Here is a 14661-nt window from a genome sequence, read left to right as displayed (position 1 = left end):
CCGCGGTGCGGCTCCCCTCACTTGTTTGTCCGTCCTCGGGCGATCAGAACCTCGGGTGGTTACCCAGCAGCAGCGCACGCTCGTCGGCGACGTCCTTACCGGTCGCCTTCTTCACCGTGCCCAACGTCCAGCAGTCGATGTGGCGTGCGGTCAGCACGGCGAGTGCTCGATCGACGTCCTCGGGTGCCACGATGGCGACCATGCCGACACCCATGTTGAACGTCTGCTCCATCTCGGCCCGCTCGACGCGTCCGCGCTGAGCGATCAGCGAGAAGATCGGGGCAGGGCTCCACGTGGTGCGGTCGAGTTCGGCGACCAGGCCCTCGGGCATCACCCGTGAGAGGTTGTTCGCCAATCCGCCGCCGGTGACGTGGCAGAACGTGCGCACGTCGGTTTCGGCCGCGAGCGCGAGGCAGTCCTTGGCGTAGATCTTGGTCGGTTCGAGCAGCTCCTCGCCGAGGGTGCGGCCGAACTCCTCGACGTGTCCGCCGAGATCCATGTGGTTGATCTCCAGCAGCACCTTGCGCGCGAGTGAGTAGCCGTTGGAGTGCAGACCCGACGATCCCATGCCGATGACGACGTCACCGGGACGTACTCGCTCGGGTCCGAGGATCGAATCCGCCTCGACGACGCCGATGCCGGTGGCCGAGAGGTCGTAATCGCCGTCGGCCATCAGTCCCGGGTGCTCGGCCGTCTCGCCGCCGAGCAGTGCGCAACCGGCGATGATGCAGCCCTCTGCGATGCCCTTGACCAGTTCGGCGACCTGCTCGGGAACCACTCGGCCCACGGCGATGTAGTCCTGCAGGAACAGTGGCTCGGCACCGCAGACGACGAGGTCGTCGACGACCATTGCGACCAGGTCGAGGCCGAGGGTGTCGTGCTTGCCGAGCGCCTGCGCCACGGCCACCTTGGTGCCGACGCCGTCGGTCGAGGCGGCCAGGACGGGCTCGCGGTAGTCGCCCTTGAGCGCGAAGAGGCCGGCGAAACCGCCGAGACCGCCCATGACCTCGGGCCTGCTGGCCTTCTTGGCGAGCGGCGCGAACAGTTGCACTGCTCGATCTCCTGCGGCGATGTCGACCCCGGCCGCCGCGTAGGAGGCACCGCCCGAGTGAGTTGCGCTCGTGGGTTGGGATTCCTCGGTCATTCGGCTCCAGCCTGTGTACTCGATCATGTCAGCGCCCGTGACGGCACAGATAGCGCCCTAACGGTACCGGAGTGCCCGGTGGCGAGAAGAATTCACGTGTGCAGGCGCTTACCCGGGATCGCCGCCAACAGCTTCTTGGTGTACTCCGCCTCCGGGGATCGCAGGATCTTCCACGGTGTCCCCTCCTCCACGATTGCCCCGTTGCGCAGTACCACCACGCGGTGCGCAACGCGGTCGACCACCGCGAGGTCGTGACTGATGAACAGGCAGGCGAAGCCGAATTCCTGCTGCAGTGCCTCGAACAGATCGAGCACGGCTGCCTGCACCGACACGTCCAGAGCGCTGGTCGGCTCGTCCGCGACCACCAGATCAGGTCCCAGCACCAGTGCCCGCGCCAGGCTGACGCGTTGCCGCTGCCCACCGGAGAGCTCGTGGGGGTAGCGCTTGTCGGTGCCCGACGGCAGTTGCACGGCGTCGAGCAGCTCGGTCGTCCTCGCCGCGATCGCGTCCTTGGAGCCGTACTTATGCACGATCATCGGTTCGGCGATGCATTGCCCGACGGTCAGTCGGGGGTTCAGTGATGCGGACGGGTCCTGGAAGACGAACCCGAATCGCTTGCGTAGCGGCTTCAGCTTGCGTTCGCTCACGCCTGCGATGTTCTGCCCCATCACCGTCACGCTGCCGCTGGTCGGCTTCTGCAGTGCTGCAACACATCTGCCGATCGTGGACTTGCCCGAGCCGGATTCGCCCACCAGCCCGAGTGTTTCGCCGCGGTGGATGGTGAGCGAGACGTCGTCGACCGCCCGGAACGCAGGTGAGCCGACGCCGCCGGAAAACTGCACCACCAAACGCGAGACGTCGAGTACCGGCTCGCCGGAGGTGTCGACCGTCTTGTCGGACTCCACGGCGGCGAGGGTCGGCACCGCGGCCAGCAGCTTCTTGGTGTAGTCGTCGGCGGGTGCGTCGAACAGTTGCGCCACCGGAGCTTCCTCGACGACGCGGCCGTTCTGCATGACGACGACGCGGTCGGCCAGGTCGGACACGACGCCCATGCTGTGGGTGATGAGCACGATGGCGCAGCCGAGCCGGTCCTTGAGATCACGGAGCAGGTCCAGGATTTCGGCCTGCACCGTGACGTCGAGGGCGGTGGTCGGCTCGTCGGCGATGATGACCTTCGCCTCGCACGAGATGGCGATCGCGATCATGACGCGTTGTTTCTGCCCACCCGAGAGCTCGTGCGGATAGTACGAGAACCGCTGCTCGGGGTTGGGCAGACCCACCATCGTCAACAGCTCGACGGCCCGAATCTTGGCGTCCTTCGCCGACATTCGCTTGCCGTCGTCGCGCGTGTGCGCCCGCAGCGCCTCCACTATTTGATAGCCGATGGTGAACAGCGGATCGAGGGCGCTGCCCGGTTCCTGGAACACCATCGAAATCTTGTTGCCGCGCAACTGCGCCCACGCCTTGTTGCTCAGCGTAGTCACGTCCTGGCCACCGAGTACCACGTGTCCCTCGACGCGTGCGGTGTCGGGGAGCAGGCCGATGGCGGATCGGACGCTGACGGACTTGCCCGATCCGGACTCCCCCACCACGGCCAGTACTTCGCCGGGGAACACCTCGAACGAGACTTCGGTGACGGCATCGACCTCGCCGGCATCGGTGAGGAACGTGACGGACAACGACTTCACCGACAATGCGGACTCGCGTGGAGTTGCAACACTCGATGTCATACCTTCACCGCCTTCTTGAACTTCTTGCGGGTGCGCAGCAGCGGATTGAGTGTCTCGCTTGCGCTTTCGCCCACCATGGTCAGGCCGAGCACCACCAACACGATGCCCAGGCCAGGGAACACCGACGTCCACCAGATGCCGTTGGAGATATCGGGCAGCGCCTTGTTGATGTCGTATCCCCACTCCGAGGCGGAGGTGGGTTCGATGCCGAATCCGAGGAATCCGAGTCCGGCGAGGGTCAGGATGGCCTCGGCACCGTTGAGGGTGATGATGACCGGCAGCGTCTGCACCACGTTGGCGAGGATGTGGCGGAACAGGATTCGCGGAGTACCGGCACCGGTGACCCGAGCGGCATCGACGTACGGTTCGGTCTTGACCGCCACCGTGGCGTTGCGCACGACGCGGAAGTACTGCGGCACGAAGATCGCCGTGATGGCGATGGCTGCGGATGCGATGCCACCGAAGCTCGACGACTGCCCGCCTGCGACGACGATCGAGATAACCACCGCGAGAAGCAGAGACGGGAACGCGTACATCGCGTCCATGAACAGCACGAGCACGCGGTCGAACCAACGGCCGATGTAGCCCGAGGCCAGGCCGAGCGGAACACCGATGATCAGCGAGAGAATCAACGACGACGCGATCACCATCAATGCCGTTCGGGCACCGTAGATCACGCGCGAGAACACGTCCTCACCGCGAACCGAGGTGCCGAACCAGTGCTGGGCAGACGGAGCCGCTTGGCGAGCAAAATCCTGCCCGGCATCACTGGTCTGCGAGAACCCGTACGGCGCGAGAAGCGGGGCGAACACTGCGGCGATCACGAACCCCACCATCAGTGCCAACCCGACGATCAAGGTGACGCGTTGCAACCCCGACGTGGACTTGACGAATGCGACGCCGGGAAATCCTCGACGATGCGGACGGGTGGGAGGGACGTCGGACAGCACGACTTCGGTGCTCATCAGAACCTCACTCTCGGGTCGATGAGTGCGACGATCGCGTCGGTGACGAAGCTGACGACGGCGACCACGACGGCCAGGAACGTCACGATGCCCTGCACCGCAACGAAATCGCGTTGCTGGAGGTATCGGGCGAGTTCGTAGCCCAGGCCCTGCCACTCGAAGGTCGTCTCGGTCAGTACCGCACCGCCCAGGAGCACGGCGATCTGCAGGCCGATGACGGTGACGATGGGAATCATGGCGTTGCGGAACGCATGTCGTCGCGTCACCGTGCCCTCGCTCAAACCGCGAGCGCGCGCAGCGTCGACGAACGGTGCCTGCAACGTCTGAATCAGGTTGACGCGCACCAGCCTCAGGAACACTCCGGCCGTCAACAGACCCAGGGCGAGTGCGGGTAGTACGGCATGCTCGAGCACGTTCACGATGTAGCTCGGCTCGCCGTACAGGAACGAGTCGACGATCAGAATGTTGGTCTTGGGCGAGACGTTCTGCAGTGCCAGTTCCACATTGGTGCTGGCACGACCGGCGACGGGCAGCCAGCCGAGCTTGACTGCGAACAGCAGCTTGAGCAACATGCCGACGAAGAACACCGGAGCCGCGTACGCCAGGATCGCGAAGATCCGCAGCGAGGCGTCACCGAAGCGGTCCCGATGGGTGGCGGCGAAGAACCCGAGCGGGATGCCGACCGCGAAGGCGACCAGCAGTGCCCAGAACGCCAATTCCAGTGTGGCAGCGCCGTTGACGAGCAGGACGTCGCTGATCGCGCGGTTGTCGGTGGCGGAGCGGCCGAAATCGCCGCGCAACAGTCCGGTCAGGTACTCCCAGTACTGCGTCAGAATGGGTCGGTCGTAGCCGGCCTCGGCCTTGCGCTGGGCGATCTGTTCGGCAGGTAGGCGACCACCGAGGGCCGCGGTGATCGGATCACCGATCACCCGCATCAGAAAGAACACGACGGTGACGAGAATCCAGGCAGTCGGAATGATCAGCAGAAATCTGACCCCGAGATAACGGGCGAGCGCGCCGTACCGTGACGGCGCGCTCACCTGCTGTGCTTGCTTCTCGCCCTCTACCGTCGTGCTGTCGGTAGTGGGCACGCCGGTCAGCCCCTGGCGAGAGTGACGAATCGGAACTTGAACGAGGCGTCGAGAGTCTCGTCCACGCCGCTGATCTCGTCGGTGGCGACGGCGATCTGCTTGCCCTCCAACAACGGAAGCGTCGGCAGGTAGTTCGTCGCGAGCTCGGTCTGAATCTGACCGATGATCTGCATCCGCGCATTCTCGTCGGCGGTCGTGCGCTCGAGATCGAGCAGTGACGTGATGGCCGGGCTCTCGAAGTGCGACTGCAGGAAGTTGTCCGGCCCGAAGAACGGCGTCAGGTAGTTGTCCGCATCGGGGTAGTCCGGGAACCAGCCCAGCTGGTACACGGGGTAGGCGTCGGCGACGCGTTCCTTGGTGTACGTGCTCCACTCGGTGGACTGCAGGTTCACGTTGAACAGGCCCGTCGCGTCGAGCTGGCTCTTGATCGCGGCGTATTCCTCGCTCGAGCTCGAACCGTAGTGGTCCGGGTTGTACTGCAGGTTCAGCTGCACCGGGGTGGCAACGCCTGCGGCAGAGAGGAATCCGGCTGCTTCGTCGCGGTTCGGGGTGGTGCCGTAGACGTCGCCGTACGCGGTGTTCGCACCGGCCAGACCGGTGGGGACCACCGAGTACAGCGGGGTGTAGGTGCCCTTGTAGACGCCGTCGGACAGCGCCTGGCGATCCACCGAGGCCGCAATTGCCTTGCGCACGGCCAGCTTCTGATCAGGGTTGTCACCGGGCATCGTGTTCATGTTGAAGACCATGTAGCGCGATTCGCCGCCGGGTCCCTCGTGCACCGTCAGACCGTCGACGCTGCCGAGCGATTCGACGTCCGTCGGGGTCAGCGATCGCCACGCGACGTCGATGGCCTTGTTCTGCACGTCGAGCTTGAGGTTGTCGGAGCTGGTGTAGTACTTCGCGTTGATCGACGAAGTCTTCGGAGTTCCGAGGATGCCCTTGTAGTCGCCGTTCGCGGTGAAGCTGACGAGGGAGTTCTTGGCGTAGCTCGAGATGGAGTACGGGCCTGCGAACGGGGTGCCCGCCACGATGGCGTCGTCGTCGAGAATCGAATCTGCCGGGAACACGGTCTGGTCGACGATCGGGCCCGCCGGTGTCGCCAGAATCTGCGGGAACGTCTGATCGTTCGCGGCCTTCAGCGTGAACTCGACGGTCTTCTCGTCCGGAGTCGCGACGCTGTCGAGGTTCGTCAGCAGCGACGCGGGTCCGTTGGGATCGTTGATGGCGACGATGCGATCGAAGGAGAACTTCACGCTCTCGCTCGTCAGCGGGTTGCCGTTCGCGAACGTCAGATCGTCCTTCAGCGTGCACGTGTACACGGTCGGCTCGGTGAAATCGCAGCTCTCGGCGACATCGGGCTCGAGCTCGGAGCTACCGGGCGCAAAATTCATCAGGAAGGGATACGTCTGGTTCATGACCATGAACGAGCCGTTGTCGTACGAGCCGGCCGGGTCGAGTGACGTCACCTGGTCGGTGGTGCCGACGGTGATGGTGTCACCACTGCCCTCGCCGGAGCCACCGGCTTCGTCGGTGCGGCCCGAGCCGCAGGCTGCCGCAGTCAATGCGAGTACCGACAGTGCTGCCACTGCAGCAACTTTCTTGCCGTGCTTGCGTCCCGCTGAGCTGGGTGCAGCGGTCTTCGATGCCGCGCTGTAGCGCTGCATGCGTCCGTCGTCGGGCGACAGGGTCATCTGAAAGCCTCTATCCAATCGGTGTGTCCTATGTAACTGAAAGGACAGTACCGACGGACTGTTTCCAATATGTGGCATTGAGAAAACCCTGCTGTTCCCTCGCAGGAACGCCCTGCTCAGGGACGACTCAGAGCACTCACGTTCGCGTCGTTGTCCACCGGCTGCCCGGCGGCCGAGGCCAGCAGACCCTCGAGAACGTGCTTGCCGAGTGCGTTGTCGGCCGGCAGATCGATCGGATACTTGCCGGTGAAACATGCTGCACACAACCGGGATTCAGGCTGCTCGGAGGCCGCGATCATGCCGTCGATGGAGATGTACCCCAACGAATCGGCACCGATCGCCTGCCGCACACCCTCGAGAATTCCGTCCTCGGAATCGACACCGTTGGCGATCAGCTCTGCGGGAGAAGCGAAGTCGATGCCGTAGAAGCAGGGCCAGCGCACCGGCGGCGACGCGATACGCACGTGAATCTCCAGCGCACCGGCCTCGCGGAGCATCCTGATCAGGGCGCGCTGGGTGTTGCCGCGAACGATCGAATCGTCCACCACCACCAGCCTTTTGCCCCGTATGACCTCTTTGAGAGGATTCAGCTTGAGCCGGATACCGAGTTGACGAATGGTCTGCGACGGCTGAATGAACGTGCGGCCCACGTAGGCGTTCTTCATCAAACCCTGGCCGTACGGGATGCCGGAGCCCTGCGCGAAACCGACCGCAGCAGGAGTTCCGCTCTCGGGCACGGGAATCACCAGGTCCCCCTCGGCCGGATGTTCCTTCGCGAGACGACGTCCGATCTCGACTCGCGTCGAGTGCACCGAACGACCACCGATGACGCTGTCGGGACGAGCGAGATACACGTACTCGAACACGCAACCCTTGGGCTCGGGAGCTGCGAAGCGCGAGGACCGAACACCGTCGGCGTCGATCGCGAGCAGTTCACCGGGCTCGATGTCGCGGACGAATGCGGCACCGACGATGTCGAGAGCCGCCGTCTCGCTGGCAACCACCCAGCCGCGATCGAGGCGCCCGAGGCACAACGGTCGAACGCCGTGCGGGTCACGCGCGGCGTAGAGGGTGTGCTCGTCCATGAACGTCAGACAGAAGGCACCCTTGAGCAATGGCAGCAATTCCATCGCCGCCTGCTCGATGGTGCAGTCGGCCGCCTTGTGCGCCAGCAGCGCGGTCACCACGTCGGAATCCGACGTGCCGTTGCCCTGCAGCCGGTCGTTGATCAGGCCTGCGTCGCGCGCCTTGGTGGCGAGCTCGGCGAAGTTCACCAGATTCCCGTTGTGGCCGAGCGCAATCCCCGTCCCGGCGGTGGTGGTACGGAAGATCGGCTGCGCGTTCTCCCACGTGACCGAACCACTGGTGGAGTAGCGGCAGTGACCGATGGCGACGTGCCCGGGCATAGCGCCGAGCGTCTGCTCGTCGAACACCTGGCTGACGAGACCGAGATCCTTGAACACCAACACCTGGGAACCGTCGGACACTGCGATGCCGGCAGCCTCCTGGCCACGGTGCTGCAGTGCATAGAGGCCGTAATACGAGAGCTTGGCCACATCCTCGCCCGGTGCCCACACTCCGAACACTCCGCACTCCTCGCGCGGCTCGTTCTCCGGTTCGTCGAGGGGTTTGCTTACCAGAAGATTCGGACTGTCGACCGACAAATCGGCGTTGGTCACGGGCATTGCTCCCTTGGGGGACGGGGCGGGGGGCCGTGCCTGAGTCTACGGGCACACGGCCGGAGTCAACGCATCGTGTGGACGGGAGATTCCCAGTAGGTGAACGTGTGTCCGATTCACACCGATCACCTGATGGACAACAGCGGCAGCCAGCGACCCACTTCCGCCGCTCTACTGCCCGACGCATCGATCGAACCGTCGGCGAGAGCCTCGGCGAAATCGCGGATTCCGGTGACCACCTGCAGCCACGTCAGCGCGTCGGTTTCGACGACGTTCGGCGGTGTCCCCCGGGTGTGACGCGGCCCCTCGATGCACTGCACCGCGACGAACGGCGGTACCCGCACCTCCACCGAGGATCCCGGCGCATTCTGGCCGAGAGTTCTGGCAGTGGTGCGTACCGCTGCGGCTATCTGCGCCCGCGCAGGCTTGTCCGCCTCACCCTTGATCCATTGCTCGACGGCCAGCACGGCCTCGCGTACCTCGGCGGGGCCGACTTCCTTGTGCGGTGGCACTGCGCCTAACTCCTGTCGTCCGCTGCGAGATGCGCCAGCACAGCGCCACTGGCGTTGAGAAAGTAGTGCAGCAGCGCCGGGGCGAGCACACTGCCGCTGCGGGCTCGAAGCCACGAGAACACCACACCGGCCGCTGCCGTTGCCACCACCGTTCCGACCACGGTGTCACCCGCCGCGCGGGCCGGGTGAATGTGCCAGAGCCCGAAGAAGATCGGCGACAGAGCAGGCGACGCGGCGTCGAGCACACCGCGGAAGAGCAGTTCCTCGGTCAGTACCGTTCCCACCGGGATGCGAAACAGAACCCACTCGGCCAGTTCGTCCTCGGACGGCCGGACGCGGCGACGCAACGCAGGAATCGCAGCGACGACGGCAGATCCGAGAACGGGAATGGCCGACGCCGCAGCGCCCCACTTCAGCCCGGCGGCGAAATTGCGCAGGCCGAGCTCTGCTGCGCTCGTTCGAGACAGTGCAGCCACACCGACGGCGAACGACGCGTTGGCCACTGCCCGTCCACGGGCATCGAGACCGAGAGCGGGAAGGAGGTAGGTACTCCACGCCGTCGTCGCGAGTCCGGTGAGAATGGGTCGTTCCGCAGGCTCCACTCCGGCCGTCACTGCGGTTCTCACTTCTCCGGACCGTCCCGGCCGGCGAACTGCTCCATGACCCCGCGGACTCGTTCGGTGTCGCGGTCGGTCCACCCCTCGGGCGCGGCAACGGCCACCCAGCCGTCGAGCACGAGGGTTCCGTAATTGTGGCCGTGTCCGTCGGGAACGCCTGCGGCGTTCGTCAGATCGGCGGCCACCTGCCAGAAGGTCACGACCGGGAACCATCGCATGCTCGGCAGCCGGTCCGGCCCCGGTGGCTCGGACAGCCAGTCGGGACGCTCGAACAACAGGTCGGGTGACCACCAGACCACCGGATCCGACGCGTGCTGAACGTAGAGGATCCGCGGCTCGTACCAGGGCTGATCCTCCGGCGGGATGCCCGACGAGTTGTCGGCGAACCGGACCGTCAGGCCCTCGGAGTAGACCGGCCGCACCTCCGGGCTTCCCGGGTCGCGTCGGCTGACGAACTGACTCCAGATGCGGTTGTTGTTCGGCGGTCCCACCCACAGGACGCCGTCGGTGGTGGCCCGGATGTCGGCCAGACCGTCGAACGCGCCTTCACCCGCCTGGGTACCGAGGCTCTCGCCGTAGACGTAGAACTTGGGGCGCGTGGCCTCCGGTTCCTGCAGCCAGCGGTCGTGCACCTTGTCGATCAGAGCTCTGCCTGCCTGCGCGGCCTTGTCTCCCTCCGCGACGAAGGAGATCCAACTCGGCAGGTACGAGTACTGGGATGCGACGGTGGCGACATCGCCGTCGAACATGAGCTCTTCGGCTTCGATGGCGGTGGGATTGACCCATCCGGTTCCGGTGGTCGGGACGACGACGAGAGCCGCGCGCTGGAATGCCCCGGTGCGTTCGAGTTCGGCGACCACGATGTTCAGTCGCTCGTCCTGGGTCTCTGCGGTTTCCAGCCCTGCATATGCCCGGATCGGTTCGAGGCTGGGGCGGCCCGTGGCTCGCTCCATCTCGTCGGCGCGAAGTCCGCTGGAGACGAAGTCGCGACCCTCGAAGCCGAGGGTGTCCCACGGCGCCAACGAGTTCGGGCTGCCGGAGCGTTCGTCGGCGACGGGTTGTTCTGCGCCGTCCCGGGTTTCGTCGTTCTGCAGACTGAACACGGAATTGGTGACCTCGGAGACCGCGCGCAGCAGGACACCCTGAACCAGGGCGACGGACAGCACGACGAGGACGACGACCCCGAGCGCATTGGCCACTTCGCGCGGCATCTTCACGATGCGGTTGATCTGACGGGCGAGCAGACGAACGAAGTCACGCAACACCCGCCACACCGAGATCAGCAGCGCTGCCATGGCGATACTGAGCGCGCCGGTGCGGAAATACCCCGTCGTGGTGGTTCCCTCCGCGTCCATCAGAGCGGCCAGCTCACGCTGCCATTCCGCCGAGATCGCCAGCATGACCATCGATGCCGCGATCGCGAGGACGGGAACGGCGACCTTGACGGCCAGCTCGACCTTGCGCGGCAACGGCCACCACGATCGCGACGAGAGCCACCAACGGGTCACGGCCCAACCCACCGCGACGCCGAAGGCGTAGCCGATGGCCGCGTTGATACCGCCGATGATGCCCTGGAACAGCCATCCACGAGGGAGCAGAGACGGAGTCAACGACCAGCAGAAGAACAACGCGCTGAACGCAATTCCGGTGAAGTCCAGGCGCAGCAGGCCCCAGGCCCACATGACGAACGGATGCTTGGCGGGTGAGGGGACGGCGAACTCGACCGAGGGCAGGTGGTACCGATGATGCTGGTCCTTCTCGAGTGTCGCGTCGACCTCGTCGTGGCGCTGCTCCGATGTGCGTCCCCCCACCTCGGTCAGCCGAAGAGTCTGGGGAGAGTGCGCTCGAACGTCTCGCGCAGCTCCGTCATCGGGACGGAGAACTGCCCTTGCACCTCGATCGAATCCGAACCCTCGTCGACGACGCCGATGCGCGCCCACGGCAGACCGCGGGCGGTGCACATGCCGGTGAAGCGAGTTTCTTCCGTGCGCGGTACCGCGACCAGTACGCGGCCCGAGGACTCGGAGAACAGCGTCACGAACGGATCGGCACCCTCGGGAAGGATGATGCGGCAACCGGTTTCACCGGCCAGAGCGGCTTCGACGACGGCCTGAGCGAGGCCGCCCTCGGACAGATCGTGTGCCGCCGAGACCAATCCGTCGCGCGAGGACGAGAGCAGAATGTCTGCCAGCAGTTGCTCGCGGGCGAGATCGACCTTGGGTGGCACGCCGCCGAGGTGATCGTGCTCGACCTGAGCCCAGATGGACCCGTCGAACTCGTCGTGGGTCTCGCCGAGCAGGATCAGCGTCTCGCCGGGCTCGAGACCGAGGCCGGTGGGGATGCGGCGATGCACGTCGTCGATGACGCCGAGTACACCGACGACGGGCGTCGGCAGGATCGGCTCGGCACCGGTCTGGTTGTAGAAACTGACGTTGCCGCCGGTCACGGGAATGCCAAGGGTGACGCAGCCGTCCGCCAATCCGCGCACGGCCTGCTGGAACTGCCACATGACGCCCGGGTCCTCGGGTGAGCCGAAGTTCAGGCAGTTGGTGACGGCCTTGGGCGTCGCGCCGGTGACGGCGACGTTGCGGAACGCCTCGGCCAACGCCAGCTGCGCACCCTGATACGGATCGAGTGCGGTGTAGCGACCCGACGCGTCGGTGGCCAAAGCGATTCCGCGACCGGTCTTCTCGTCGATGCGGATGACGCCTGCGTCGGCGTGCTCGGCGAGGACGGTGTTGCCGCGCACGTAGCGGTCGTACTGCTCGGTGATGAAGCGTCGGCTGCACAGCTGCGGAGAGCCGATCATCTTCAGCAACGTCGCCTTCAGCTCGTCCCCGGTTTCCGGACGCTGCAGCGACGCCGTGGTGTTCGCGACCAGATCGTCCTGGGTGGCGGGACGCTGCACGGGACGGTTGTACACCGGTCCCTCGTGCGCGACGGTCTTCGGCGGTACGTCGACGACCGTCTCGCCGTGCCAGGTGATCTGCAGATGCTCACCGTCGGTGACCTCACCGATCACCGTGGCCAGAACGTCCCACTTCTTGCAGACGGCCATGAACGCGTCGACGTTGTCGGGAGTCACCACGGCGCACATGCGCTCCTGGGATTCGCTCGAGAGCACCTCGGCGGGCGTCATGCCGGTGGCGCGCATCGGCACCTTCTCCAGCTCGATGTGCATACCGCCACTTCCCGCTGACGCGAGTTCCGAAGTAGCACAGGACAACCCGGCACCACCGAGGTCCTGGATACCGACGACGAGCTTGTTGGAGTACAGCTCCAGGCAGGCTTCGATGAGCACCTTCTCGGTGAACGGATCGCCGACCTGTACTGCCGGAAGCTTCTTGCGGCCACCGCCGGTTTCGTCGCCGTCGAAGGTCTCCGACGCGAGCACGGACACGCCGCCGATGCCGTCGAGACCGGTGCGTGCACCGAACAGAATGATCTTGTTGCCCAGCCCCGACGCGAACGCGAGATGCATGTCCTCGACGCGCATGACACCGGCACACAGAGCGTTCAGCAGAGGGTTACCGGCGTAGGAGGCGTCGAACACCGTCTCGCCGCCGATGTTCGGCAGGCCGAGGGAGTTTCCGTAGCCACCGACGCCTGCGACGATGCCGCTCAGGACGCGGCGCGTATCGGGTGCATCGGCGGCACCGAATCGCAGCTGGTCCATGACGGCGATCGGGCGAGCGCCCATGGCCATGATGTCGCGGACGATGCCGCCGACGCCCGTCGCCGCACCCTGGTAGGGCTCGACGTACGACGGGTGATTGTGGCTCTCGACCTTGAACGTGACGGCCCAGCCGTCGCCGACGTCGACGACGCCCGCGTTCTCACCGATACCGGCGAGCATGGGCTTGCGCATCTCGTCGGTGGTGGTCTCACCGAAGTACTTCAGGTGCACCTTCGAGGACTTGTACGAGCAGTGCTCGCTCCACATGACGGAATACATCGCCAACTCGGCGTCGGTCGGCCGGCGGCCGAGGATTTCCTTGATGCGGACGTATTCGTCGTCCTTGAGTCCGAGTTCCTTGTACGGCTGCGCTACGTCGGGGGTTGCGACGGCGTTGGAGACAGTGTCTGTGGGTACAGAGCTAGCGGACACGAGGAATAGGTCCCTTCGATGGAGCGAAATGCCAGGGAGAGTCTATCGGGACCGTGCGACATGTACGGCATCGGTCGTGCAGGGTCTGCAATCGGTCGTGCGAACATCACCTGATGGACATCGCGCTGACCGAGAACGATCTGGACGAAACGGGCGTCATCGACCCGTCGATGGTGGCCAAGGGAGTCGACGTACCGCCGAAAGCCGTCGTCTGTTTCTTCTCCGAGGTGATCGAGAGCATCTGTGCGAAAGGCGACGCCAGAGTCGTCTCGATCATGCGCTCCGAGCACGGCGAACATCCCGTCTACGAGATCGAACGGAACGGGGAGAAGCTTGCCGTCTTCCACCCCGGCGTCGGAGCGCCACTGGCCGCACTGTTCCTCGAAGAGGCCATCGCGATGGGATGCACCCAGTTCGTGGCCGTCGGCGGCGCGGGGGCACTGTCCGACGACCTGGGCATGGGACACGTGATGGTGGTCGACAGCGCCGTCCGCGACGAGGGCACCTCGTTCCACTACCTACCGCCCGGACGGATCGTCGACGCCGATCCCGCAGGCGTGGCTGTGCTGCAATCCGTGCTGACCGACGCCGGAGTCGACTTCGTCACCGGCCGCTCGTGGACCACCGATGCGCTCTACCGCGAGACCCGTGCGCGCGTTTCCCGCCGCGTCGAGGAGGGCTGCCGAACGGTCGACATGGAAGCCTCGGCCTTCTGCGCCGTTGCCCGATTCCGCGGAGTGCGATTCGCGCAACTGCTGTACGCGGGTGACTCCCTCGCCGCCGACTGGGACCACCGCGGCTGGACCAAGGCCACGACAGTGCGCGAACAATTGTTCTGGCTCGCAGCAGATGCATGCCTGCAACTGAGCCCGATCTAGCCGACACGCTGGTTCACTGGGTTGCTGGTTCGGGTTCACCGGGTCTCTGACTCGCCTCCGCCCCCCGACCCCCGCGAATGCGCGCGCGTTTGCCACACGCACGCAAATTCGCCCCAGCTCAGGTCACGAATCCGCGAGCACGCTCAATGTCAAGCTGTCTGGAGTCGGTTGTTGTTGATTCCGACTGTTGTGGGCGGTTGTGGTGTGCAGGGGCGGCGGCGGAACCGTTCGGGGTGTCGGTCGTAA

Annotated in this window: 11 protein-coding genes; 1 reads left to right on the top strand and 10 read right to left on the bottom strand. The window is 65.4% G+C overall.

The window, feature by feature from the left end; genetic code table 11:
• Positions 1-43 precede the first annotated feature (43 nt).
• From purM to purL, 10 genes are all read right to left on the bottom strand, one after another.
• Positions 44-1144, bottom strand: a complete 1101-nt coding sequence (gene purM / locus QM590_RS10155) for a phosphoribosylformylglycinamidine cyclo-ligase (protein ID WP_032376541.1) — start codon at positions 1142-1144, stop codon at positions 44-46.
• 92 nt (positions 1145-1236) lie between these two features.
• Entirely contained in the window at positions 1237-2874 is a 1638-nt protein-coding gene (locus QM590_RS10150) for an ABC transporter ATP-binding protein (RefSeq protein ID WP_269594783.1), read from the bottom strand.
• Entirely contained in the window at positions 2871-3839 is a 969-nt protein-coding gene (locus QM590_RS10145; protein ID WP_037194582.1) for an ABC transporter permease, read from the bottom strand. The genes QM590_RS10150 and QM590_RS10145 overlap by 4 nt, the downstream gene beginning before the upstream one ends.
• Positions 3839-4879, bottom strand: a complete 1041-nt coding sequence (locus QM590_RS10140) for an ABC transporter permease (protein ID WP_269594862.1) — start codon at positions 4877-4879, stop codon at positions 3839-3841. Before QM590_RS10140 ends, QM590_RS10145 begins: the two co-directional genes overlap by 1 nt.
• 56 nt (positions 4880-4935) lie before the next feature.
• Positions 4936-6621, bottom strand: coding sequence for an ABC transporter substrate-binding protein (locus tag QM590_RS10135; protein ID WP_269594782.1), 1686 nt, complete (start codon positions 6619-6621; stop codon positions 4936-4938).
• A 116-nt stretch (positions 6622-6737) separates the two neighbouring features.
• Positions 6738-8300 (bottom strand): amidophosphoribosyltransferase, encoded by a 1563-nt coding sequence (gene purF / locus QM590_RS10130; RefSeq protein ID WP_269594781.1) that lies wholly within the window; start codon positions 8298-8300, stop codon positions 6738-6740.
• 125 nt (positions 8301-8425) lie between these two features.
• Positions 8426-8812: a sterol carrier family protein gene (locus QM590_RS10125; RefSeq protein WP_269594780.1), complete on the bottom strand. Its 387-nt coding sequence runs from the start codon at positions 8810-8812 to the stop codon at positions 8426-8428.
• Positions 8813-8817: 5 nt separating this feature from the next.
• Complete coding sequence (locus QM590_RS10120) at positions 8818-9438, bottom strand: CPBP family intramembrane glutamic endopeptidase (protein ID WP_411567274.1); 621 nt, start codon at positions 9436-9438, stop codon at positions 8818-8820.
• Positions 9435-11162: an alpha/beta hydrolase gene (locus tag QM590_RS10115; protein WP_269594860.1), complete on the bottom strand. Its 1728-nt coding sequence runs from the start codon at positions 11160-11162 to the stop codon at positions 9435-9437. The genes QM590_RS10120 and QM590_RS10115 overlap by 4 nt, the downstream gene beginning before the upstream one ends.
• Before the next feature lie 83 nt (positions 11163-11245).
• Complete coding sequence (purL, locus tag QM590_RS10110; protein ID WP_269594779.1) at positions 11246-13537, bottom strand: phosphoribosylformylglycinamidine synthase subunit PurL; 2292 nt, start codon at positions 13535-13537, stop codon at positions 11246-11248.
• A 113-nt stretch (positions 13538-13650) separates the two neighbouring features.
• Here purL and QM590_RS10105 point away from each other — a divergent pair, with 113 nt between their 5' ends.
• Positions 13651-14415: a nucleoside phosphorylase gene (locus QM590_RS10105; protein ID WP_269594778.1), complete on the top strand. Its 765-nt coding sequence runs from the start codon at positions 13651-13653 to the stop codon at positions 14413-14415.
• Positions 14416-14661: the final 246 nt, after the last annotated feature.

This window comes from Rhodococcus sp. IEGM 1372, from assembly GCF_030056835.1.
In the GTDB taxonomy this organism is placed as follows: domain Bacteria; phylum Actinomycetota; class Actinomycetes; order Mycobacteriales; family Mycobacteriaceae; genus Rhodococcoides.
Note: the sequence above shows the minus strand (reverse complement) of the source record. Positions and strands in the feature narration are given on the sequence as shown.

What these genes read in the sequence shown, in the direction of transcription:
- purM (WP_032376541.1), bottom strand. Translation starts at nt 1,144, where the DNA reads ATGACCGAGGAATCCCAACCCACGAGCGCAACTCACTCGGGCGGTGCC.
- QM590_RS10150 (WP_269594783.1), bottom strand. Translation starts at nt 2,874, where the DNA reads ATGACATCGAGTGTTGCAACTCCACGCGAGTCCGCATTGTCGGTGAAG.
- QM590_RS10145 (WP_037194582.1), bottom strand. Translation starts at nt 3,839, where the DNA reads ATGAGCACCGAAGTCGTGCTGTCCGACGTCCCTCCCACCCGTCCGCAT.
- QM590_RS10135 (WP_269594782.1), bottom strand. Translation starts at nt 6,621, where the DNA reads ATGACCCTGTCGCCCGACGACGGACGCATGCAGCGCTACAGCGCGGCA.
- QM590_RS10105 (WP_269594778.1), top strand. Translation starts at nt 13,651, where the DNA reads ATGGACATCGCGCTGACCGAGAACGATCTGGACGAAACGGGCGTCATC.